This is a genomic window from Pseudoalteromonas sp. Angola-7 (assembly GCF_028599255.1).
In the GTDB taxonomy this organism is placed as follows: domain Bacteria; phylum Pseudomonadota; class Gammaproteobacteria; order Enterobacterales; family Alteromonadaceae; genus Pseudoalteromonas; species Pseudoalteromonas atlantica.
On the sequence record NZ_JAQREL010000014.1, the window covers coordinates 116,160 to 138,005 of the forward strand.

The following is a 21,846-nucleotide window of genomic DNA, read 5'->3' on the forward strand; positions in this document are numbered from 1 at the left end:
CCACGTATAAAATGGTGCAAGTGCTTGGGGTTAAGTGAAATACTAACGCTTTGGTGATTATATGCTCGTTTAACACTTAGCCAAGCTGTTGTGGTAATTATAGCTTAAATAAGCAATTATATTGCTAATAATGCGCTGTTTATAAGCGTAAGATACAGATATTACAGAAAATTTAAAGCAGTAAAAAAGCGCAAGCCAAAGCCTGCGCTTTTAATGTCATATTAACCGTCACTAATATGAGCAATGTAGCAAGTAGAGATGAACTTTTATGCTATTACTTGGGTCGAGTAAATAATAGCCATTAAGCAGTCACGCGCTTAAAACAAAATGTCAGCATCCATGCTGTATTTCTTCCTTGGGCACTGAGGTCGTTACACTTTATTTATGCGATTAATTATTATTTAGATTTGACGGAGTGTCAACAGTAAATAATAATTATTATCAATTAAAGTAAATTAACATCTTTGCGTATTTATGTGAAAGTTTGAGAGAAAGCGTTAGTTGAGGATTTCATGTTTAAAATAAAAAATATAAAAGTTTCGCGCGTAGCCATTGCGCTCAGTCTGCTATTTTTGTGTAGTTGTTCGGCTTCGTTTACTTATAATAACTTAACGTGGCTTTCATCGTTTTGGGTAGATGACTACATTGACCTAAATAAGCAGCAAAACAAGCAACTCAAAAGTATTATTAACACAACCCAGCAGTGGCACCGCACCACGCAATTACCCGCCTACAAGCAAGATATACTAAATCTAAAAGGGTTATTTAATCAGCAGTTAGACTATCAGCAATTAAAGTCGCAAGTGGTATTGGCCAGAGCTCATTTTCAAAACATTCTTGAACATGCGCATATACCGCTCGCGCAGTTAGGGCTTACGCTTTCTTATGCGCAGCGCGAAGAGCTTATTGCTAATATCCAAACGCAAATTAACGAAGAATACGAAGAGTTTACTGAATTAACAGCGCAGGAGCGCAAAAGCGAACGCCTAGAAAGGCAGCTCGATTACTACAAACAATGGCTAGGAAAGTTAACCCCTGTGCAAACGCAGCTTATTACCCAAGCTAACAATGCTCATTATGACTCTTCATTACTTTGGCATCAGTACAAGCAAACGCGTTTAAATGCAGCGCAGCAAGTACTTTTAAATAAAGCGCTCAGTGAGGCTGAATTTGTAAAACAATTAAGCTATGTAATTACACAGCGAGAAGCGTATATGAGCGAAGAGTTATTAGCCAGTAATGATGCAAACTTAGCGCTCTATGTAAACCTACTTATTGAACTAAATACCACATTGAGTGAGCAGCAACGCGAGAGTGTAAATGATGAGTTTGATGAGCTAATTAATACGCTCACCGATTTAATTGAAGATTAATGCTTATTTAAGCCAAGGCTCGCATTAGCCAAAAAGCTAACGTATTGTTTGCTAATTAAGCATGTGTAACATTTTATAAATTATACGCTTATTAAGGAAGTTAGGGCGTGGCGTACTGCGGTGGATGAATTTACAACAGGGCGTTTGGTTTTTAGTCAGGGCAAAGCCTTTGAAGGCGATTTAATTGCACCTAGAGTGAAAAATTTCAATCCACACAGGTCACCTCGCCCTCGATAAATGCTAAGATAATATTTCATATTTAATAACGTCCTATCTGATCGATTTTAAAATATATCACGTACGCTTCTCACTTATTTGTTGTTTGATTATCCTCGTTATATCTAACAAATGAAGCAAAGCGACACCATGGTGATAATTAAAACGCGCGCATATTAAGGTTTGTAATGGCTGCAGTTTATGGTTACTGATTTAAAAGGAATGCTCAATACGTGGTATCCGCTTCGTGATGAACAACAATGGGTGCTCGCAACCTTGTACCAAATTGAAGGGTCTAGCTATCGAAAATTGGGCGCGATGATGCTTATTTCGAGCCTTGGCCAGCGCTTAGGCATGCTTTCGGGTGGCTGTTTAGAGGCTGATATTCAGCGCCACGCCAAACAGGTTATGACCTCATTACACTCTAAAACTATTACCTACGATGCAACCGATGAAGACGACTTAACATTTCAGCTAGGAATTGGCTGTGGTGGTGTGGTGCATATTATTTTGCAAAGCGTTAATAGTGAAAACGAATACTTACAATTAGATAGCATGTTTAATGCGCTTAAAAATAAGCAATCGGGGCACTACACACAGCAAATTAAACCTTTGGTGGCAAAGGGGTCTGGCGTTTTTAAAACTGTGGCGCAGCAGCACAACTTATCTTTAAACCGCAAAGCAGCGCTTTTAGAGCAAGATAAAGTCCAACGTTTAGAAGTGGCTATTTACCCCAGCGCACATTTATTAATTGTTGGCGGTGGCGCTGATGCGATACCAGTATACGCGTTTGCTAAACAACTCGGGTGGATGGTAAGTGTATGGGATAGCCGAGCTGCAAATGCTAAAAGAGACTACTTTAAGCAGGCCGATAATATTTTGCGTTGCCCAGCTGCGCAGCTTAAACAATTTTGCGAACAGCACAAAGTGGATGCCGCTGTTTTAATGGCCCACAGTGTAGAGCTTGACTCACAGGCGTTAGCCGCACTTGAGCAAAGCCAACTAAAGTACATGGGATTACTGGGGCCTGCACATCGCCGAGCGCAAGTGTTTGAACATGCAAATACAACGGTAAATAAGGTAGTAGCGCCTGTATTTGGTCCTGTTGGGCTTAATTTGGGAGGCGACTCGCCAGAGAGCATAGCTTTATCGCTCATTAGCGAAATTCATGCGGTATTTGCTAATAAAGATGCTACATCGTTAAGTAATTGGGGCAACTAAGGTGCGCATAGCAAAGGTTATTTTAGCCGCTGGGCAATCGTCGCGCTTTAACGGCTGTAAGCTTATAGCCGATGTAGGTAATAAACCAATGATTTGCCGCGCCGTAGATACCTTACAAGGTGATGACACATTACCCATATACGTTATTAGCGGTGCTTGGCATGCGCAAATTGAACACGCGTTACGTGGCTATAAAAATGTTGAAATACTGCATAACCCACACTGGCAAATAGGCTTAGGAAAATCCATTGCGCTGGCAACACACACTATAAGTAAGGCGCACTCATTAGAGGGGATTTTATTTATGCTGGCGGATCAGGTTGAGCTTAGTGCTACACACATAAATACTTTAATTACTCATTTTAACAACAACCCGTCGCGCTGGTGCGCTGATTATGGCGAGCGCCTTGGCGTACCTGCTGTATTTCCTGCCTGTGATTTTAAAACACTCGCAGCGCTAAATTGCGATAAAGGCGCTCAACATTTACTGCGCGATACACAGGTTGACGTTAATACCATTTTACTTAAGCAGGCAAGCACAGATATCGACACTCAACAGCAATTAAAGCAGTTTATTAATAATAACAACAACCTAACTGTAAGCGAATAAACTAAAAAATATAGCCTAAACTTTAGGTTAAACGTTTAAAACGAGATTAGATTTTTAACAGTTATGCCTGCGCGCATTTTAAATGTGCGCTGCAATGCAAAGCGTAATAGTTTCAACGTACGGTGGTATAAAAAGTAACGTGTATGGGTCATGCGTTACTTTAATTTTATTTAGGCTTAATGAAGGGGCAAGCTATGGTGACGTTTACAGTTAATGGCAAAGAGGTTAAATCGCAAGCAAGTGCAGATACACCTTTGCTGTGGGTTATTCGCGATGAAATAGGGTTAAAAGGAACTAAGTTTGGTTGTGGTATTGCTATGTGCGGTGCATGTACAGTGCATTTAGATGGGCAAGCAACGCGCTCGTGTGTATTACCCGTGGGCGCAGTGGCAGGAAAAAACATTACGACCATTGAAGGGCTTAACAACGCGCACCCGCTGCAAAAAGCGTGGGTAGATGAGCAAGTACCTCAGTGCGGTTACTGTCAGTCTGGACAAATTATGCAAGCTGCTACGTTATTAGCTGACAATCCAAATCCAACAGATCAAGAAATAGTAAATCATATGAATGGCAACTACTGCCGCTGTATGGCGTACAAGCGTATTAAATCGGCTATACAACGTGCAGCTGATGAATCGCAAAGTGCAGTACAAATGTTTAACCCCAAAGAGCTAGACGTGTAACTGGAGCCGACAATGAAAAAACTATTTCAAAAAAATACCGAAACCGTAGACTTAAACCGTCGCTCTTTTATGATTAGTACAGCAACTGCTGGCCTGGTTATGGCATTTGCTCCGGCAATATTTTCAGGTGAACTTAGCGCCAAAGAGTCGATTGCACAACAATCGTTTTCACCCACAATTTGGTGGACTATGAACCAGCAAGGTGAAGTAGTCGTTAGTATTGCCAAAGCTGAAATGGGCCAACACGTAGGCACCGCCTTAGCGCGTATTGTGGCAGATGAGCTTGAGTGCGACTGGGATAAAGTATCAATCACGTATGTAGATACGCACGAAAAGTGGGGCTACATGGTTACAGGTGGCTCGTGGTCGGTGTTTCAAAGCTTTAAGCCGCTTTCACAAGCTGGCGCTGCGGGGCGTATAGCCCTTATAGATGCAGGGGCTAATATGCTTGGGGTTAAACCTGAGCAGTGCCACGCGAGCAAAGGGCGTATAATTGCAGGCGATAAATCGCTCAGTTATGCCGATATTGTTAAAAATGGTGAGTTTAACCGTACCTTTAGCAGTGAAGAAGTTGCAAAACTGCCGTTAAAGCCTGCCAATAAACGCCACTTAACGGGTTTAAAACAAGACTTTAAAGCGCTTGATATTCCGGCAAAAACAAATGGTACTGCCGTATACGGTATAGATGTAGAGCTTGAAGGCATGGTGTATGCGCGCCCTGTGATCCCACCAACACGCTATGGTAGCGAAGTGACACAGGTGGACGATAGCGCTGCAAAAACAATAAAAGGCTATAAAGGGTTTGAGATTTTAAACGACCCGAGTAATACCGTACAAGGCTGGGTGGTGGTTTTAGCTGACAATTACCCCAGTGCTATTAAAGCGGTAGATGCGCTAAAAGTAACCTATAAAAAAGGGCAAACAGCTAATGTTACAGAGGCCGATATTCAATCCCTAGGCGAAAAATTATGTAACGATAGCAGCGCTGGCACCTTATTTGTTAATGAAGGTGATACCGCTAAAATGCAGGCTGAGGCAACGCAGTCTCTTGAGTCACTGTACACCACAGCAACAGCAAGCCATTATCAATTAGAGCCGCTTAACGCAGTGGCAGAGTTTAAACAAGACAAGTGGATTATCCATACCGGTAATCAGTGGCAGTCTTTAACACTACCTGCATTGGCCAAGGCGTTAGAGGTTGAACAAAATAACGTTATTATTCGCCCTTATTATTTAGGCGGTGGATTTGGGCGTCGTTTATTTGGTGATTGGACTGTGCCTGCAGCATTAACAGCGAAAGCGATTGGCAAACCCGTAAAACTGGTATTTACGCGCGCCGACGATAGCTTATTTGATCAATCACGCTCTGCCTCTACAGCTAAATTAACTGCTTCGTTTAATGAAAATGGCGAGCTTAGTGCAATGGAACATGCTTTTGCAGCAGGCTGGCCAACAAAAGCAATGGCACCTGGCTTTTTATCACCAGGGGTTGATGGCAAAGGTAAGTTTGATGCATTTTCAGCCTCTGGAGCCGATCACTGGTACAGCATAGATAACCACCGTGCCCGCGCAATTAATAACGAATTAGCGCAAAGCACATTTACCCCAGGTTGGCTTCGCTCGGTAGGCCCTGGCTGGATTGCATGGAGCTTAGAGTCTTTTATCGACGAAATAGCGCACAAACAAGGGATTGATCCGGTTGAGTTTCGTTTATCAATGCTCGATGGCAAAGGTAAACAAGCAGGTAAAGCCCCTGAAAGCGTAGGCGGAGCGCTGCGCTTAAATGCGGTACTTAAAAAAGTGTCAGCGAAGGTCGCAAATGTTAAGCTGGGTGAAAATGAAGGCATTGGTTTCTCAGTAAGTTCAGGCCAAGAGCGTAATATGCCAGCGTGGATTGCCACAGCAGCCCATGTGCACGTAAATAAAAGCGATGGCAAAATTACGCTTAAGAAGCTTTACGCCGTGGTAGATGCAGGTTTAATTGTTCACCCTGATGGTGCACTAGCCCAGCTTGAAGGTTCGTTATTGTGGGGCACAAGCCTTGCGTTACATGAATCAAATAATTACCAAAACGGACAAGTAGCAGCCACTAACTTTAACACTTACTTACCACTTAGAATGCAAGATGTGCCCGATATGGACATAGAGTTTGTACAAAGTGATGAGTTTCCAATGGGCTTAGGTGAGCCTGGAGTAATTGGGGTTGCGCCAGCTATTGGAAATGCGGTATTTAATGCAGTTGGTGTGCGGTTACGTAATTTACCCATGAAACCCAATGAGCTTAAAGCAGGTCTTACGGCCTAGTTAAGTGCTAACAAAGCGCGTAAGGCACAGGCTTTACGTGCTTTGAACTTAGCGATGAATTATTAAAATGTTAAAGGCTTTTTTATGCTAGTCGACCCAGCAGGGCGAAAATTTAGTTATCTGCGTTTATCTATTACTGATGTATGTAATTTTAAGTGTGTGTATTGCTTGCCGGATGGTTATCAATGCGATCACGACCGAGACTTCCTTTCACTTAACGAAATTAGCAACACCGTAAACGCCTTTGCTCATCATGGCATATCAAAGTTACGCATTACTGGCGGTGAGCCAACCCTCAGAAAAGATTTTATAGATGTAATTCGTGCGGCAAAAGACACCCAAGGTATTACCAAAATAGCCGCCACTACAAATGGTTACTCGATGCATAAACATGTTAAAGATTGGGTACACGCTGGGCTCAATGCAATAAATGTTAGCATCGACAGCCTAGACCCACGTATGTTTAATACCATTACCGGCAATGATAAGTTTGCCACGGTTATGAAAGGAATAGACACGGCCCTAGAGAGCGGCTTAGATTCAGTAAAAATAAACAGCGTACTAATGAAACAGTACAATGGCCGTGCCCTTGAACCTTTTTTAGCGTATTTAAAGCACAGGCCCGTAACGATGCGTTTTATTGAGCTAATGCAAACAAACGACAATAAAGCATTTTTTGATGCTAACCATATATCAGGTCAATCCATAAAAGAGCAGTTGCTTCGCGCTGGTTGGCAGCCCATTATACGCGATGTAACGGCGGGGCCTGCGCAAGAGTTTTTCCATCCTGATTATTTAGGCAAAATAGGGTTAATAATGCCTTACAGTAGTGACTTTTGTGCTACCTGCAACAGGCTAAGAATTTCATCACTGGGGAAACTGCATTTATGTTTGTTTTCTGAGCAGGGTATATCACTTAGAGAATACATGAGTGATAACACTAATCAGGCATTAATTGATCAGTTAGCGCGTTATATAAAAACAAAAAAACCAACGCACTTATTGCACCAAGGTAACACCGGGGTCACTACAAACTTATCTATGTTAGGTGGGTAAAGGCGTAAATGTAGTGTAATTCGCTACTGAGTTTACTGTTTTCGCTACACAGTTTGATAAAATGACTGTTTTTACCTGTTTAGCTACTTGTTATATTTAATTTTAGCGTTACACTGAATTTTTTATTATTTTAAGTTTTTTGAATGGATATAGCAGCACTTAGTAGTACTAAATCATTAAGAAGAAACGTTCTGAAATGGATGTGCTTGTGTTTTGGTTTTGTCTCATTGTTTTTTGCTGCGTTTAATATTTTTTTAAATAACTTTGCGTTATTAGGCTATTTAGAAATAGCGCTCACTGTATTTTGTGCCTACACCTACCACCGCTTAAACACACACGCACTCGAAGTATGGCAATCTGTTGTTATGTGCATATTTGTCACCTTTGTTATTGTATTAGGTAATTATTTAGCAAAGCCAATAAATGGTTTGTATGTGTGGTCGTTTGCGTTACCTGTGTTGTATTACCTACTGTTAGGTAAGCGCTATGGCATTGTATTATCGGCTTTGTTGTTTGTACTCCAGGGAGCCATATTATTAACCAAAGCATCGCAACTTCCTCTAACAACGCTTAACTTCAGTGTAAATCTTGCCTTTGTTTATATCAGCATTTGGGCCATTTCTCATGTATTTGAAGGCAGCCGTGCTTTATCGTCTAAACGGCTGAAAAATCTGGCCTTGTTAGACCCACTTACTGGGGCTGCAAACCGTTTATCAATGAACCATTACTTTGCAGTAGAGCTTAAAGATAAGTCGCAACTTTATTTGTTTTTACTCGACCTAGATTTTTTTAAACAAGTTAACGACACCCATGGCCACGCAGTAGGGGATAAAGTGCTGATTGAAGTCGCCACTTTATTACGGGTTGTATTGGCAAAAGGGTATGTATTTAGAGTGGGCGGGGAAGAGTTTGCTTTACTTCACTCTTTTGCGTCACAAAGTGATGCATTGGCAATGGCCGAAACCATAAGAGAAAAACTCAACAATACGGCATTTGAGATTGATGGGCTAAAAATAAATGTAACTGCCAGTATCGGCGTTGTTAAGTATCGCCAAGGCGACACGCTTGAAAAGTTTGTAATTAAAGCAGATAAACAACTCTATAAAGCAAAAGAATATGGCCGCAATAAAGTTTACTTTCAAGCAAATGCCAACCTGATTGAAAAGCCTCAATTAGCCTAAGTACGAGGCTAGTACATTTGCTCAAAATTTGGGATGTTGTTTTCCCAAATTGGTTTGTCTTTACCTAGGTATTCTCTCACTGCATCAAAAAATAAACGTGTTCTTACCGGTAAGTCTCTGTGTGGGTACACCGCATACATATGGCTAAACTCTTTTAACTTAACATCCGTTAAAATGGGCACCAATTGACCTTGTGTAATTTCTTTATCGATAATAAATGCTGGCGCAACAAAGTAGGTAGTCCCTGAAATAGCTTTCATTAGCAGTACTTCAGCGTCGTTTGCTCTGTACACACTTTTTATTTTTAGCTCGCACGGCTCACCTTTACTATCGTAGTAATCTATGGTTTCTACGCGCATAGCGTTACTTGCATAACTTGCAGCGGGTAACTGCACCAGCTCTTCTATGGTTTGTGGCATACCATAGGTTTTTATAAATTCAGGGGCGGCTACAATAAGCAGCCTGTTACGGGCAATTTTACGGGCAATTAATGAGGAGTCTTTAGGCTCACCAATTCTAAATGCTAAATCAAACCCTTCAGATACAATATCAACTAGCCTATCGTCTAAACGTAGCTCTACTTCTACTTGTGGAAAACGTTTTTGAAAGTCGTTAAGCACAGGTTGTAAATAACGCCGACCAATTAATGTTGACGAGGTAACCTTTAACACACCGCGTGGCTCTAAGTGGTAGTTTTCGGCCATACGTACGGTTTCACCAAGTAGCTCTCTTAGCTCTGACGCCTTTTTAATCATTTCTGCGCCCGCCGCCGTTAACGAAAACGAACGGGTGGTGCGGTTTAATAACCTAACGCCTAGCTCGTCCTCTAACCGGCTGATTTGTTTAGATATAACAGAGCGGTCTATGTTTCTTATTTCTGCAGCTTTGGCAAAAGAGCCTTGTTCTACCACTTCAAGCAGCATTAAAAGCCGGCTTGTTGTATCCATTATGATCACCTAATAAATGCTATTGATGCCATTTTGGCATTAATGAATTTATAAATCTATGGTTTTTGTCCGCAAGTATAGTCCGTAACATGCCAGGTAAATAAATAAAGGAGCGTCTTCATGAATAAACATTTAATTGCTGCTGCATTAGCTGCGGCAACTCTATCCTTAGCGGGCTGTGCCGATGAGAGCGCACCAAATGCGCAGCAACAACAATTACAACCTATCGATGTAGCACAAGTTTTAATTAAACCAGTACAAAGCTGGCACACCTACACCACGCGTTTAGAATCGCCGCAAGAAGTTGCGTTAATGCCGCGTGTATCTGGGGTGATTGATAGCATTGAATTTAAAGAAGGTGATGTTGTTAAGCAAGGCGATGTGTTGTTTCAACTTGACGAGCGCCCTTTTGCAGCAGTTGTAGCAAGCCTAGAAGCGCAAATACACAGCGCAGAAGCTGCACTTGAACAAGCTAAAAGTGAAGACAAACGAGCAGTGCGCTTATTAGAACGTAAAGCTATTTCAACAGAACAAGCACAGGCGCGTACCTCAACGCTTCGCCAGCGCGAAGCACAACTGGCAGCGCTGCAAGCACAGCTTACCTCTGCAAAGCTCGATTTAGAATTTACATCAGTAGTTTCGCCGATTGATGGTGTTATCTCACGCGCAAATATTACCAAAGGTAATAACGTATTAGCGGGTCAAAGTGTATTAACGTCAATTGTTTCTAATAAAGCGATGTATGCCTACTTTGATGTTGATGAGCGTACTTGGAATAGCGCCTTTAACGATGTAACCGCACAAAGCCGCCAAACAGTTGTTATGCAAAAAGTAGGGCAAAAAGAGTTTGCTTACCAAGGCTATATTAATTTTATTGATAACCAAATTAATTCAGCAACGGGTACTTTACGTGTACGTGCGGTATTTGAACAAGATAACAATCAATTACGTGCAGGTTCTTTTGCTCGCGTTAAATTGGCAGCAAACGAAGTGAGCGAAAAAGTAATTATTCCTGAGCGTGCTATTGGCACCGATTTAAAAAATCGCTTTGTGTTAACCGTTGGCGAAAACAACGTGCTTGAATACAAATTAATAGAAGTAGGCGAGCGCTATGGTGCGTTACGCGCTGTTACTGCTGGCCTAAACGAAGGCGATATTATTGCGGTAAATGGCCCTGCACGTGTAGGCCCAGGTATGCCTATTTCGCCTAATACAGTCACAATTGATACCGATGGGGTTGCCTTTACACTGTCAAACGACAACGCCCAGTTAATGGCTAAGCAATAAGGTTTATCGATGAAATTTTCACACTTTTTTATTCAGCGACCAATATTTGCAGCCATGCTGTCGTTGGTTATTTTAATTGCTGGTGGTATATCACTGTTTCAACTTCCTGTAAGTGAATACCCAGAAGTTGTGCCACCCACTGTTGTGGTAACAGCAAATTACCCAGGTGCTAACCCTACCGTTATAGCGCAAACTGTGGCAACGCCGCTTGAGCAAGAAATTAACGGCACCGAAAACATGCTGTATATGTTTTCGCAAGGTACCAGCGATGGCCGCATGACATTAACGGTAACGTTTGCATTAGGCACCGACCTAGACCGTGCACAAGTACAAGTACAAAACCGTGTAAACAGTGCATTACCACGTTTGCCCGAAGAGGTGCAGCGCTTAGGTGTAGTAGCCGAAAAATCATCACCCGATTTAACCATGGTGGTGCATTTATACTCGCCTGAAAACAGCCACGACACAGCGTATTTATCTAACTATGCCGACATTCATATTAAAGATGAAATTGCCCGTTTACCGGGTGTAGGCGATATTCGTTTATTTGGTGGTGGTAAGTACTCTATGCGTGTCTGGTTAAACCCAGATGCATTAGCAGCGCGTGAGCTTACAGCCACCGATGTTGTGGCTGCTTTGCGCTCGCAAAATCAGCAAGTTGCAGCGGGTAGCTTAGGTGCACAGCCAATTTCTAACGACAGCCAATTTCAAATTTTGTTAAACGTAAAAGGGCGTTTAAACAGTGTTGAAGAGTTTGAAAAGGTCATTATTAAAGTGGGCGAACAGGGGCAATTAACGCGTTTGTCTGATGTAGCCCGTGTTGATTTAGGCCAAGATACCTATGCACTTCGTGCAGAGCTTGATAACCAGCCAGCACTTGCAATGCCAGTGTTTCAGCGCCCAGGTTCAAATGCAATTGAGCTATCCGATCAAGTACGCGAAACCATGGCGCGTTTATCACAAGATTTTCCGGCAGGGGTTGAGTACGACATTGTTTACGACCCCACTGTGTTTGTACGTGGTTCAATAGATGCGGTTATAGCAACGCTACTTGAAGCCATTGTATTAGTTGTAATTGTGGTTATTGTATTTTTACAAACGTGGCGCGCGTCTATTATTCCATTGATTGCGGTGCCAATTTCGTTAATAGGAACGTTTGCTGTAATGCAATGGCTAGGCGTGTCTATTAATACTCTTTCGCTGTTTGGCTTGGTACTGGCAATTGGTATTGTAGTTGATGATGCGATAGTTGTTGTTGAAAACGTAGAGCGAAATATAGAACAAGGGCTTTCGCCTTTAGAGGCAACACGTGTTGCTATGAGCGAAGTAACCGGGCCAATTATTGCGATAGCGTTAGTGCTGTGTGCGGTATTTATTCCTACTGCATTTATTACCGGTTTATCGGGTCAGTTTTATAAGCAATTTGCACTAACAATTACTATTTCGACTGTTATTTCGGCGTTTAACTCCTTAACCCTGTCGCCTGCGCTATCGGCATTATTATTAAAGTCGCACGATGCAAAACCAGATGCATTCACGCGTTTACTTAATAAACTGTTTGGTGCGTGGTTATTTAAACCGTTTAACCGCGTGTTTGACCGTGGTGCTAAAGGCTACGAAAAGCTGGTACAAAAGCTTATACGTATGAGCGTTATTGTTATGGTGGCCTATGTTGCGCTGGTGGGCGGTACAATTAAATTGTTTGATACCGTACCCGGTGGCTTTATTCCACAGCAAGATAAGCAATATTTAGTTGCGATTGCGCAACTGCCAGATGCAGCCAGTTTAGACCGTACCGAAGATGTGCTCTCGCAAATGCAAAAAATAGCATTAGAAGTACCAGGCGTTGCACACACCGTGGCGTTTCCAGGCTTATCGGTAAACGGTTTTACTAATAGCCCAAATAGCGGCATTGTATTTACGCCACTTGAGAGCTTTGATAAACGTACCGACCCTAGTCAATCAGCGATGGCAATTGCCGCGCAGTTAAATCAGCGTTTTGCAGCTATTGATGCAGCGTTTGTAGCTGTATTTCCGCCACCGCCAATTCAAGGCTTAGGCACAACAGGTGGCTTTAAGCTGCAAATTGAAGATAGAGCAAATAAAGGCTTTGATGCACTATTTAATAGTTTGCAAACCATTATTGGTAAGGCGCAGCAAGATCCCGCGTTAATGGGCTTATATTCAAGCTTTCGCATTCAAGTACCACAAATGGATATTGATATAGACCGCGAGCAAGCACTTATTCAAGGTATTCCTCTTGATGAAGTATTTGACGCATTACAAATATATCTAGGCTCTGTGTATGTGAATGACTTTAATATGTTTGGTCGTACTTATCAGGTTAATGCGCAAGCTGATGCTGATTTTCGTCTTGATCCTGAGCAAATCCTTAACCTAAAAGTACGTAACAGTGCAGGAAATATGGTGCCGCTTGGCTCGGTACTTACAGTTACACCAACAATAGGACCTGACCGTGTAATGCATTACAACGGTTACCCAAGTGCAGAACTAAACGGCAGCCCAGCCCCCGGTTATAGCTCTGATCAGGCACAAACTGCTATTGAAACAATATTAGCCGACAACCTGCCAACAGGTATTGAGTACGAGTGGACAGAAGTAACGTACCAACAAGTACTTGCAGGTAACACCATGGTTTATGTATTCCCATTAGTTGTGTTGCTTGTATTTATGGTGCTTGCTGCGCAGTACGAAAGTTTACGTTTGCCACTGGCCATAATATTAATTGTACCTATGACTATTTTCTCAGCACTATTAGGTGTGTGGTTTGTAGGCTCAGACAATAATATATTTACTCAAATTGCATTAATTGTACTGGTGGCACTCGCCTCTAAAAACGCCATATTAATGGTAGAATTTGCCCGCGACCAACACGGCGGTGGGTTAACGCACTTTGAGGCAATATTAGCGGCGTGTCGTATGCGTTTACGCCCAATATTAATGACCTCAATTGCCTTTACAGCTGGGGTTGTACCTTTGGTACTTGCAACCGGTGCCGGCGCCGAAATGCGCCACGCAATGGGCAACGCGGTGTTTGCAGGCATGATAGGGGTAACGGTGTTTGGCTTATTATTTACACCTGTGTTTTACATGTTAGTTGTGAAAAAGCAGCAAAAAGCAAAGGGGTTATCGCATGACTAATTTAATCGCTAAACCTATCAAAACGCGCTTAACGTTAAGTGCTGTGTTAGTGGCTGCTTTTTTATCTGGTTGCGCTAGCAAAATAGATACACAAAGCGAGCAAAACGCTATTAACGATTTTGTAGCTCAAGCAAATATTGCCAGCAATGTTGCCATTGCAGATGAAACAAATTGGTGGCACAAGTTAGAGTCAAAGCAGCTAAATGCTTTGGTTAATAGCGCACTTGCCAATAACTACAATTTGCAAACAAGCCAATTAACGCTTAAAAGTACCCTTGCCCGACTTGGTGAGCAAAAAGCGCAATATTTACCCCAAGGCGGGGTAAATATTGGCGCAGCACGAAGCGATGCACCGAGTGTGTTTGACCGTCAATCGAGTGCTAACATAGCGCTTGATTGGCAGTTAGATTTATTTGGCCGTATTACTGCTTTGGTTGATGCTGCAAATGCATCGGCCATGAGCCAAGCAGAGCAAGTACGTTCACTGCAAATTGAAGTGGTATCGTCTGTTGTTAAAGGTTTTGTAAGCTATCAAGGTAATGTTGAAAAACAACACATTATAGCCATGCAAATTAACGCATTAGAGCAAAGCATTGAGGTACTTCAAGCACGTGTAGATGAAGGCGTTGCCAACGAGCTTGACCTAAACCGTACTATGGCACAGCTTAGGCAGCAAGAAGCCCTAATGCCCGCTATTGAGTATGCAAAATACAGCGACTTATCAACTTTAGCGGTGCTTACAGGTAAGCTTGCGCAAGACATTGCGATAGACAATGAGCAAAACCTGCTGGAGCAAAGCTTTAGCGTTGCGCTTAAAAATGCCAATAGCGCCATTGCCCTGCGCCCTGATATAAGCCGTGCATTGTATGATTTTAGCCAAGCCAACAGCTTAAGTGTGGCGGCAAGTAAAGCCTTACTACCTGATATTAGCTTATCAGCCTTTGCAGGCGTAGTAAGCATAGACAGCACGGGCTTAAAAAATACTGATCAGCAATGGCAAGTAGCCCCCCAATTGCAATGGTCAATATTAAGTTACCCCGCACTCCTTGCCCAGCGCGACGCACAGCTGTTTTTAAGTGAAGCTGCCTACAGCGACTATCAGCAAATAGTATTAAATGCGGTGACTCAAAGTGAACTTTCATTGCAAATGTTGGTCAATCAACAACAGCAAGAGCGTTATGCTAAACAGCGCTATGGCTTTGCAAATAAAGCATTTTTACAAGCACAGGCGATGTACGAAGAAGGCCAAATACCGTACTTAGAGTTGTTAGATGCACGCCAGGATGTTTTAATGGCACAAGAAAACGCTGTTGACACAACTATTGCTACATTGCTTGCTAAAGTGAATGCTTATCAGGCATTTAACGGCCAATGGAGCTATGCACTGAGCAGTACAAAATAGGTAGAGTTAATTGAATGAGCAATACTGAATTATCACATCAAGGCAGCCCCTTACAAACAATGCGCGCTATTGTTTTATCACAACCAGATGAGCAAATACGCTTGCAAGATGTTGAGGTTGATATACCCGAGTGCGCCGACAACGAATTGTTGGTAAAGCTTGAGTATGTAGGCCTTAATCCTGCTGATGCCTATTTTGCTAAAACGGGATTTTGTAAGTGGCAATACCCTCATATTTTAGGCCTAGACGCCGTTGGTGTGGTAGTTAAAGCTAACAAAGGTGTGTTTCCTGGGGTTGGCGAACGAGTAATGTGGCATGCCAATATAGATAAGCAAGGGGTACTGAGTGAATACACCACGGTACCTAACTTTGCTGTATCGGTTGTGCCCGATGGGTTGTGCCCTGCAAAGGCTGCTACGTTACCGTGCGCTGGTATGGCCGCCCTTATTAGCTTAGATAAAATTGCCATTACGGAGGGCGACCAAATCCTAATCGAAGGTGGCTCTGGTGCGGTAGGGCAGTTTGCCATTCAATATGCTAAACAACGCGGTGCCGATGTATTTACCACCGCTTCAAAGCGTAATCACAAACTGGTAAAGCAGCTAGGTGCCGATGTGGTATTTGATTATAACGACAAAAAGTTACGCGACAAAATTCGCCGCGAGCTTGGCCCGCAAGGGTTTGACGCTGTAATTGATACTATGGGCGGTGAATCAACGCTTCGAAATATTGAATTAATGCGTTTTTGCGGGCGTATCGCGTGTTTAAACTCGCTGCCTCATTTTGATCAGGATTTAATGTACCACCGAGCGCCTAATATTAGTGTGGTGTCTATTGGTGGTGCGTGGCTTGCCAATAGTTTATGTGCACAGCAGCGCTTAAGTTTTATGGGCAATTTATTGCTTGAAGGCGCGCTATCGGGCGATATTAAAACACCGGCAATCACTGCGGTTGACTTTACTGCTGACTCAGTCAGTGCTGCCTTAAATAACCAAATAGCGGGTGGCTTTACAGGCAAACACGTTGTGCAAATAAGTAGTTAACGTTGCCTATCTTATTTTTAAAACGCAGCCCATGTGGCTGCGTTTTTTTATGCCTAAAAAATAGCTTTTTATGAGTATGGGGATTAATTGTTGCCAAATAGAGGTATTTCAGCGCACAAGTGTAAGCCTTTTAGTTTCAACAGTTTACGTCACCGTAAAGAAAATAAATTGAAAAAACTGTTAATTAATTGAATAGAGTAATTGATCTAAACTGATTTTTATGACGTAATGTAGGTATTATTTATCTGGTCGGATGAGTTCAATCATGAGTTTACGTACAAAATTAAAAAAAGTATTACCAAGTATTTCAATCACTGAACAAGAAGCGCTAGACGCGGGTGATGTGTGGCTAGAAGGGTCTATCTATCAAGGTAAGCCAGATTTTAGCGCACTACGCGATGTGCCGGCTGCTACCCTAAGTGCAGACGAGCAAGCATTCTTAGATGGCCCAGTACAAGAGCTACTAGGCATGATTGACGATTCAGTTATTCAAAACGGTATTCACTTACCAGATGACATATTAGAATTTTTGAAAAAAGAGCGTTTCTTCTCGCTTATCATTCCTAAATCGTTTGGCGGTTTAGAGTTTAGCCCTTATGCAAACTCGACTATTGTGGCAACCATTGCGACAAAAAGCTCAGCAGTAGCGGTAACTGTTATGGTTCCTAACTCTTTAGGCCCAGGTGAATTATTACTGCACTTTGGTACACAAGAGCAGCAAGCGCATTACTTACCGCGTTTAGCAAACGGCAGAGATATTCCATGTTTTGCATTAACAAGCCCAGAGGCAGGCTCTGATGCAGGTGGCATTCCAGATATTGGTACTGTAACTAAGGGCATGTACAACGGCGAAGAAGTACTTGGCCTTGAGATCACATGGGATAAGCGTTACATCACACTGGCACCAATCGCTACGGTACTTGGTTTAGCATTTAAGGTAGTGGATCCAGAAGGTTTACTAGGCGGCAAAGAAAACTTAGGTATTACCTGTGCGCTTATTCCTAAAGATCACCCAGGTGTAGAGCTTGGCAACCGCCATGACCCAATGGGTATTCGTTTTTATAACGGTACTACACGTGGTAACAAAGTATTTGTACCAATGGACTTTATTATTGGCGGCCAGAAAAACATCGGTCGTGGTTGGCAAATGCTAGTTAGCTGTTTAGGCGCAGGGCGTGGTATTTCATTACCTGCACTAGGTGTAAGTACATCACAAGTGGCGTTTAAGTCAGCATCTGAATACGCAGCAGTGCGTGAGCAGTTTGGTTTAGCAATTGGTCAATTTGAAGGTATTCAAGAAAAACTAGCAGACATTGCAGGTAAAACATACCTTCAAGAAGCAATGCGCGTACTGACAACTGAAGGCCTAGGCATGGGCTTAAAACCATCGGTTGTTACAGCAATAGCTAAATACCACATGACCGAGCTTGGCCGCGACGTATTAGACTCTGCAATGGATATTCAAGCGGGTAAAGCGATTCAAAATGGTCCACAAAATACCCTTGCAAGCGGTTACGTAGCACAGCCTATTGCAATTACAGTAGAAGGCGCGAACATTCTTACACGTAACCTGATGATTTTTGGTCAAGGTGTTATGCGTTGTCACCCTTATTTACAATCTATGGTTGAATCAATCCATAGTGAAGATAAAGGTGCAGATAAAGAGTTTAACGGCATTTTGCGTAAAACAATTGGTTACAGCACAGCAAATAGCTTACGAGCGTTCCGTTTAGGTGTTTTACCATTTACTGCAAGTGCAAACTCTGCATTACCAGAAGTACGTGAATACGAAAAAGCCGTACATAAACTATCTGCAAAATTAGCAGTGTATGCTGACTTCTCGTTACTCGTACTTGGCGGTAAATTAAAGCAGGCTGAAATGCTATCAGCACGTTTAGGCGATGTAATGAGCTTTTTATACGCGGCAATGGCATCAATTAAGTATTACGAGCAAAAAGTAGCAAGCAGCGAGCGCGAACAAGCAGCGCCGTACTTCCACTACGCGACACGTTTTGCATTGCAAAGCGCTGAAGAAGCACTGCATAAGTTTTTAGATAACTTCCCTGCAAGTGGTACTCGTAAGTTTATTCGTTTTGTAACAATGAACTACTCAACTAAAATGCCAAAAATTAGCGACGACTTAATTCGTGAATTAGCAAAACAAGCACAGCTTGATACCGCATTTAAAGCGCAAATTACGCATTTAGTTAAGCCTGTAGAAGGTGACGGTCATCACATTAATGAGCAAGCTTATAAAGCTAAAATGGCATCACTTGTTGAACTGGCCAAAGTTAAAAAAGCGCTGCGCGCTAAAACGATTAAACCAGGTACACGTTTTGCCATTACGCTAGATAACGCATTAGCGGCAAATGTAATTACTGCGGATGAACATGCGCAACTAATTGATTACAACAAAAAGCGTGAAAAAGCGATTCGCGTTGATGAGTTCGACTTTGACATGAACTTATTAGATGACAACGCACAACCAGTTAACCCACTTAAAAGTGTAGTTAATCAATAAAATTCAATGATGCAAAGCGCCCGCTGTATCGGCGCTTTTATTCTTGATTAAAAAATTAGTGTGGAGCCTCGTTTGTTTAAAAGCAAGCGGGGCTTTTTTATGTGTGTAATATAGAGGCAGGGCTAATGGTGGCTCATTTTATGGTCGTTTTGCTTGTTCAATTAGAGTAGCTGTTTAGTTTATTTTCCATACTTTAAATAAAAAGCTCAACGCATTTAAGGCTTGTGTTTGAGTATTAGGAGCAACATTTTGTTGGTTGACTAAATGATTTAAAAAAAGTTCGACCTCATTATCTCCCATCGTTGTTGGGTGCCTCATAGAGTTAAAACGAATAAACGAAGCTATCCAGTATAAATACGCTTTGATGGTACTTTTAGCATAATGCTTTAGATACATTTGTTCGGCTATCATAGTTAAAAAAGGTGATTTCATGATATGAATCTCTAGCAAAATTTAACTGTATATATAGACAGTGCATATTGTTTTGTCCAATATTACTGATCTCCACCATTTCGGTGTATTTTCGCACTGATTAAAAATAATTTTCAGTTAACTAATTGTTTACATGTGTTTATTTGATGGTTAAGATAAATGCATTGTAATATATGGACATTTGTCGGTTTATAAAACGACAAATGTCGTAGACAAAATTGTTAAAAGCAGGTTGCAAGTGAATCAAGTAGATTGTCCAAAGCACGGAAATCAAGACGAGACCTTTGTCTGCCAGCACATTGTGCAAGGTCTGCGGGAGGGACAGCCTTACGGCTTTTTTTATCCTGCCAATTCAGATGAAAAGCGACCAAGTGCATGGTGCACACTCTGCAACGAACTTGTCGCGGAAGAGAGCGGGGAGTGGACGCATCAGGTTCTTGAAGTGGCGCAGGTAAAGTTGCTCTGTGCTCTTTGCTACGACCGAGCAAAAGACATGAACTTGGAAGGCGATCGGAAATGGTGGGAATTCTGGAAGTCGTAGCTTTTAACAAGGCGGTCAACCGGACACCAAAAGCGTACCGCTTTTGGTTCCCTCCGCTACGCTCCGGCGCCGGTTACCTTCAGCGTTATGTAACTACAAGAGTATTGTGATGGAATTAAGAATCGTTGCAGAAAAAACTATTAACGGAATATCGACTAGAACGAATAATGCGACAGAAATGAGTCCAAATGGAAAAATCCCCGCATTGTGGCAATCTTTCGATGAAAGTATTCCTGTTGACTATAAAAATGGTGAACGTGTTTACGGCGCTTACTACAACTACGAATCAGACCATAACGGGATGTTCACCGTTCTCGCCGGTTTTGATGGTCAGACATACCCATCAGGTGTAGATATTGAGCAAATAACTATTCCTAAAGGTAAGTATCTAGTTTTCACACAAAAAGGGGAAATGCCTCACATCGCCATCAATGCATGGGCAGAGGTATGGGAATACTTCTCTAATGAGAACTGTGAGCATCAAAGGTTATTTTCAACAGACTTTGAATATTACCCAAACGGCAATGTAATAGAAGTCCATATCGCGGTGCAATAGTTACATAACAAGTTGCTGCACACGGAAAAATTACTCGCTGCGCTCCCAATTTTCCGGTGAGCAAGGCGTTATGCGCTAAAGGAAATATCGAGCAATGCACTCAGGTAAACCAGAAAAAATTGCAATTGATCATGATGATTATCATGCGGGACATGTTGGAAGAACTTCAGACGGCCTCCAGTTTTTTCTAACAACTCCATTTGAGCCAGCATTTCCAAATATTGAAGGTTGTGAATATATTGCATTATTCAAATTTGACCTGGAAGGGAATTTGGTAGATTCAAAAATAGACACTTTGGGCCCTCGAGGTTCGTTCGATGGAGACGCTAGAAAAGAGAAATACTTATCTCGTCTAAATGAGTTGGGTAAAGTTGAATTTCAGCGAATTGAGGTTAAGCCATTTTCGATTAATCATAATGGTATCGAAATGGGGCTAATCGCCAGAGAGCCAGAAGAGGAAGATGATGTTTGGGCCGTTGAATTACTGCCTGGAAACTATATGGCATTTTTTGAACCTTGGGATAGCGGTGAATATGATACGTAGTCATCGCATAACAAACGCGTCAATTAGGACGCTCGCAAGCTCGCGCCTATTACGCGGGCGTTAGAGGCACTATGAAGTTAGCAACCATTTTTCTAGCCCTATTCTTGCTATCAGGATGTGGTACAGAAGGTGTTGATATGGAAATCAGTGATGTTGATGACTGGTTTAAGGTAAATGAAACTGAAATAACTTCTATCGTTGAATTATTTAAGAGCGACAAATGTTTACGTAGAGTTGAACTCGGCTCAATGAAATATATCAGTCAAAACTGTGAAAACAGTTCGCCTCAAGAAACCAAAATAAAAGAAATACAAAGTAAGCTAACAAGCCTTGGTGTTGTTCTAGCTGTTGCGCATACATTCGATGATGGAAATTTTGTTGCGAGTATATTGATAAACAGGAGAGGTATTGCAGTATCTGGTGGAGGTCTTGAAATTAGTTACTGGGAAAAATTTCCTGTTTATTTAAATGATGAACTCGAGTGTGGTGCAATTGAAGCTCTCTACAAAGAAAAGTGGTACGCAGAGATTTTAAGCTCTGAAGATCCGTGCCTCTAACAAGTCAATTCAGCGGGACAAAAAACAGTTGGTTTTGCTCCTGCGTCGCTAATTTTAACCAACTATTTTTTGCCTTTGATTGAGGCGTTGGTATGACTCCCACTGTCAAGTTAAACGCACTGATCCCTGCCTAACTTTTTAAGCCATAATTACTTTAGCTCGAATTAGAGCGAGTTAATACATAGGATGAAGCAAGTAATGTCGTCGGTT

General features: G+C 42.1%; 18 protein-coding genes. 16 read left to right on the forward strand and 2 right to left on the reverse strand.

The genetic code is table 11. The annotated features are described in order from the left end of the window. The first annotated feature begins 512 nt into the window (after positions 1–512). The 7 genes from PSH50_RS16850 to PSH50_RS16880 all read left to right on the forward strand — a co-directional run bounded on the left by PSH50_RS16850 (position 513) and on the right by PSH50_RS16880 (position 8,644). Positions 513–1,373 carry a DUF6279 family lipoprotein gene (locus PSH50_RS16850; RefSeq protein WP_138579079.1) on the forward strand — a complete coding sequence of 287 codons (861 nt, stop codon included), beginning with the start codon at positions 513–515 and terminating at the stop codon, positions 1,371–1,373. Positions 1,374–1,790: 417 nt separating this feature from the next. Beyond that, positions 1,791–2,810 carry an XdhC family protein gene (locus PSH50_RS16855; RefSeq protein ID WP_138579077.1) on the forward strand — a complete coding sequence of 340 codons (1,020 nt, stop codon included), beginning with the start codon at positions 1,791–1,793 and terminating at the stop codon, positions 2,808–2,810. 1 nt (position 2,811) lies between these two features. Then, positions 2,812–3,420, forward strand: a complete 609-nt coding sequence (locus tag PSH50_RS16860) for a nucleotidyltransferase family protein (RefSeq protein WP_138579075.1) — start codon at positions 2,812–2,814, stop codon at positions 3,418–3,420. A 194-nt stretch (positions 3,421–3,614) separates the two neighbouring features. After that, on the forward strand, positions 3,615–4,103 hold the full coding sequence (locus tag PSH50_RS16865; protein WP_029771953.1) for a (2Fe-2S)-binding protein: 489 nt from the start codon (positions 3,615–3,617) through the stop codon (positions 4,101–4,103). Between the two features lie 12 nt (positions 4,104–4,115). Beyond that, positions 4,116–6,407: a xanthine dehydrogenase family protein molybdopterin-binding subunit gene (locus PSH50_RS16870; protein WP_138579073.1), complete on the forward strand. Its 2,292-nt coding sequence runs from the start codon at positions 4,116–4,118 to the stop codon at positions 6,405–6,407. Between the two features lie 84 nt (positions 6,408–6,491). Then, a complete protein-coding gene (gene moaA, locus PSH50_RS16875; RefSeq protein ID WP_138579071.1) occupies positions 6,492–7,463 on the forward strand; it encodes a GTP 3',8-cyclase MoaA in 972 nt (323 codons plus the stop codon). 143 nt (positions 7,464–7,606) lie between these two features. Beyond that, positions 7,607–8,644 carry a GGDEF domain-containing protein gene (locus PSH50_RS16880; RefSeq protein ID WP_171036114.1) on the forward strand — a complete coding sequence of 346 codons (1,038 nt, stop codon included), beginning with the start codon at positions 7,607–7,609 and terminating at the stop codon, positions 8,642–8,644. An 8-nt stretch (positions 8,645–8,652) separates the two neighbouring features. Here PSH50_RS16880 and PSH50_RS16885 read toward each other — a convergent pair whose 3' ends face one another. Next, complete coding sequence (locus PSH50_RS16885) at positions 8,653–9,591, reverse strand: LysR family transcriptional regulator (protein WP_004588705.1); 939 nt, start codon at positions 9,589–9,591, stop codon at positions 8,653–8,655. A 120-nt stretch (positions 9,592–9,711) separates the two neighbouring features. On the opposite strand from PSH50_RS16885, the gene PSH50_RS16890 reads away from it, so the two are divergent. The 5 genes from PSH50_RS16890 to PSH50_RS16910 all read left to right on the forward strand — a co-directional run bounded on the left by PSH50_RS16890 (position 9,712) and on the right by PSH50_RS16910 (position 19,006). Continuing rightward, entirely contained in the window at positions 9,712–10,878 is a 1,167-nt protein-coding gene (locus tag PSH50_RS16890; RefSeq protein ID WP_138579069.1) for an efflux RND transporter periplasmic adaptor subunit, read from the forward strand. A 9-nt stretch (positions 10,879–10,887) separates the two neighbouring features. Beyond that, positions 10,888–14,040, forward strand: a complete 3,153-nt coding sequence (locus PSH50_RS16895) for an efflux RND transporter permease subunit (RefSeq protein WP_273609857.1) — start codon at positions 10,888–10,890, stop codon at positions 14,038–14,040. Further along, entirely contained in the window at positions 14,033–15,442 is a 1,410-nt protein-coding gene (locus PSH50_RS16900) for a TolC family protein (RefSeq protein ID WP_273586300.1), read from the forward strand. The genes PSH50_RS16895 and PSH50_RS16900 overlap by 8 nt, the downstream gene beginning before the upstream one ends. 14 nt (positions 15,443–15,456) lie before the next feature. Then, on the forward strand, positions 15,457–16,485 hold the full coding sequence (locus PSH50_RS16905; protein ID WP_273609858.1) for a zinc-binding dehydrogenase: 1,029 nt from the start codon (positions 15,457–15,459) through the stop codon (positions 16,483–16,485). A 265-nt stretch (positions 16,486–16,750) separates the two neighbouring features. Then, on the forward strand, positions 16,751–19,006 hold the full coding sequence (locus PSH50_RS16910; RefSeq protein ID WP_004588700.1) for an acyl-CoA dehydrogenase: 2,256 nt from the start codon (positions 16,751–16,753) through the stop codon (positions 19,004–19,006). Positions 19,007–19,180: 174 nt separating this feature from the next. Here the strand turns inward: PSH50_RS16910 and PSH50_RS16915 are convergent, their stop codons facing one another. Next, positions 19,181–19,438, reverse strand: coding sequence for a phage integrase N-terminal SAM-like domain-containing protein (locus tag PSH50_RS16915; protein ID WP_004588699.1), 258 nt, complete (start codon positions 19,436–19,438; stop codon positions 19,181–19,183). 238 nt (positions 19,439–19,676) lie between these two features. Here PSH50_RS16915 and PSH50_RS16920 point away from each other — a divergent pair, with 238 nt between their 5' ends. The 4 genes from PSH50_RS16920 to PSH50_RS16935 all read left to right on the forward strand — a co-directional run bounded on the left by PSH50_RS16920 (position 19,677) and on the right by PSH50_RS16935 (position 21,636). After that, positions 19,677–19,979 (forward strand): hypothetical protein, encoded by a 303-nt coding sequence (locus PSH50_RS16920; protein WP_273586301.1) that lies wholly within the window; start codon positions 19,677–19,679, stop codon positions 19,977–19,979. Between the two features lie 109 nt (positions 19,980–20,088). Then, a complete protein-coding gene (locus PSH50_RS16925; RefSeq protein WP_273586302.1) occupies positions 20,089–20,535 on the forward strand; it encodes a GyrI-like domain-containing protein in 447 nt (148 codons plus the stop codon). Between the two features lie 94 nt (positions 20,536–20,629). Further along, entirely contained in the window at positions 20,630–21,079 is a 450-nt protein-coding gene (locus PSH50_RS16930) for a hypothetical protein (RefSeq protein ID WP_273586303.1), read from the forward strand. 137 nt (positions 21,080–21,216) lie between these two features. Next, positions 21,217–21,636 carry a hypothetical protein gene (locus tag PSH50_RS16935; RefSeq protein ID WP_273586304.1) on the forward strand — a complete coding sequence of 140 codons (420 nt, stop codon included), beginning with the start codon at positions 21,217–21,219 and terminating at the stop codon, positions 21,634–21,636. The last annotated feature ends 210 nt before the right edge of the window (positions 21,637–21,846 follow it).

Bases quoted from the DNA above. Each gene is read 5' to 3' on its own strand.
- PSH50_RS16850 (WP_138579079.1), top strand. From the start codon at position 513: ATGTTTAAAATAAAAAATATAAAAGTTTCGCGCGTAGCCATTGCGCTC.
- PSH50_RS16855 (WP_138579077.1), top strand. From the start codon at position 1,791: ATGGTTACTGATTTAAAAGGAATGCTCAATACGTGGTATCCGCTTCGT.
- PSH50_RS16865 (WP_029771953.1), top strand. From the start codon at position 3,615: ATGGTGACGTTTACAGTTAATGGCAAAGAGGTTAAATCGCAAGCAAGT.
- PSH50_RS16870 (WP_138579073.1), top strand. From the start codon at position 4,116: ATGAAAAAACTATTTCAAAAAAATACCGAAACCGTAGACTTAAACCGT.
- moaA (WP_138579071.1), top strand. From the start codon at position 6,492: ATGCTAGTCGACCCAGCAGGGCGAAAATTTAGTTATCTGCGTTTATCT.
- PSH50_RS16880 (WP_171036114.1), top strand. From the start codon at position 7,607: ATGGATATAGCAGCACTTAGTAGTACTAAATCATTAAGAAGAAACGTT.
- PSH50_RS16885 (WP_004588705.1), bottom strand. From the start codon at position 9,591: ATGGATACAACAAGCCGGCTTTTAATGCTGCTTGAAGTGGTAGAACAA.
- PSH50_RS16890 (WP_138579069.1), top strand. From the start codon at position 9,712: ATGAATAAACATTTAATTGCTGCTGCATTAGCTGCGGCAACTCTATCC.
- PSH50_RS16895 (WP_273609857.1), top strand. From the start codon at position 10,888: ATGAAATTTTCACACTTTTTTATTCAGCGACCAATATTTGCAGCCATG.
- PSH50_RS16900 (WP_273586300.1), top strand. From the start codon at position 14,033: ATGACTAATTTAATCGCTAAACCTATCAAAACGCGCTTAACGTTAAGT.
- PSH50_RS16905 (WP_273609858.1), top strand. From the start codon at position 15,457: ATGAGCAATACTGAATTATCACATCAAGGCAGCCCCTTACAAACAATG.
- PSH50_RS16910 (WP_004588700.1), top strand. From the start codon at position 16,751: ATGAGTTTACGTACAAAATTAAAAAAAGTATTACCAAGTATTTCAATC.
- PSH50_RS16915 (WP_004588699.1), bottom strand. From the start codon at position 19,438: ATGAAATCACCTTTTTTAACTATGATAGCCGAACAAATGTATCTAAAG.
- PSH50_RS16925 (WP_273586302.1), top strand. From the start codon at position 20,089: ATGGAATTAAGAATCGTTGCAGAAAAAACTATTAACGGAATATCGACT.
- PSH50_RS16930 (WP_273586303.1), top strand. From the start codon at position 20,630: ATGCACTCAGGTAAACCAGAAAAAATTGCAATTGATCATGATGATTAT.
- PSH50_RS16935 (WP_273586304.1), top strand. From the start codon at position 21,217: ATGGAAATCAGTGATGTTGATGACTGGTTTAAGGTAAATGAAACTGAA.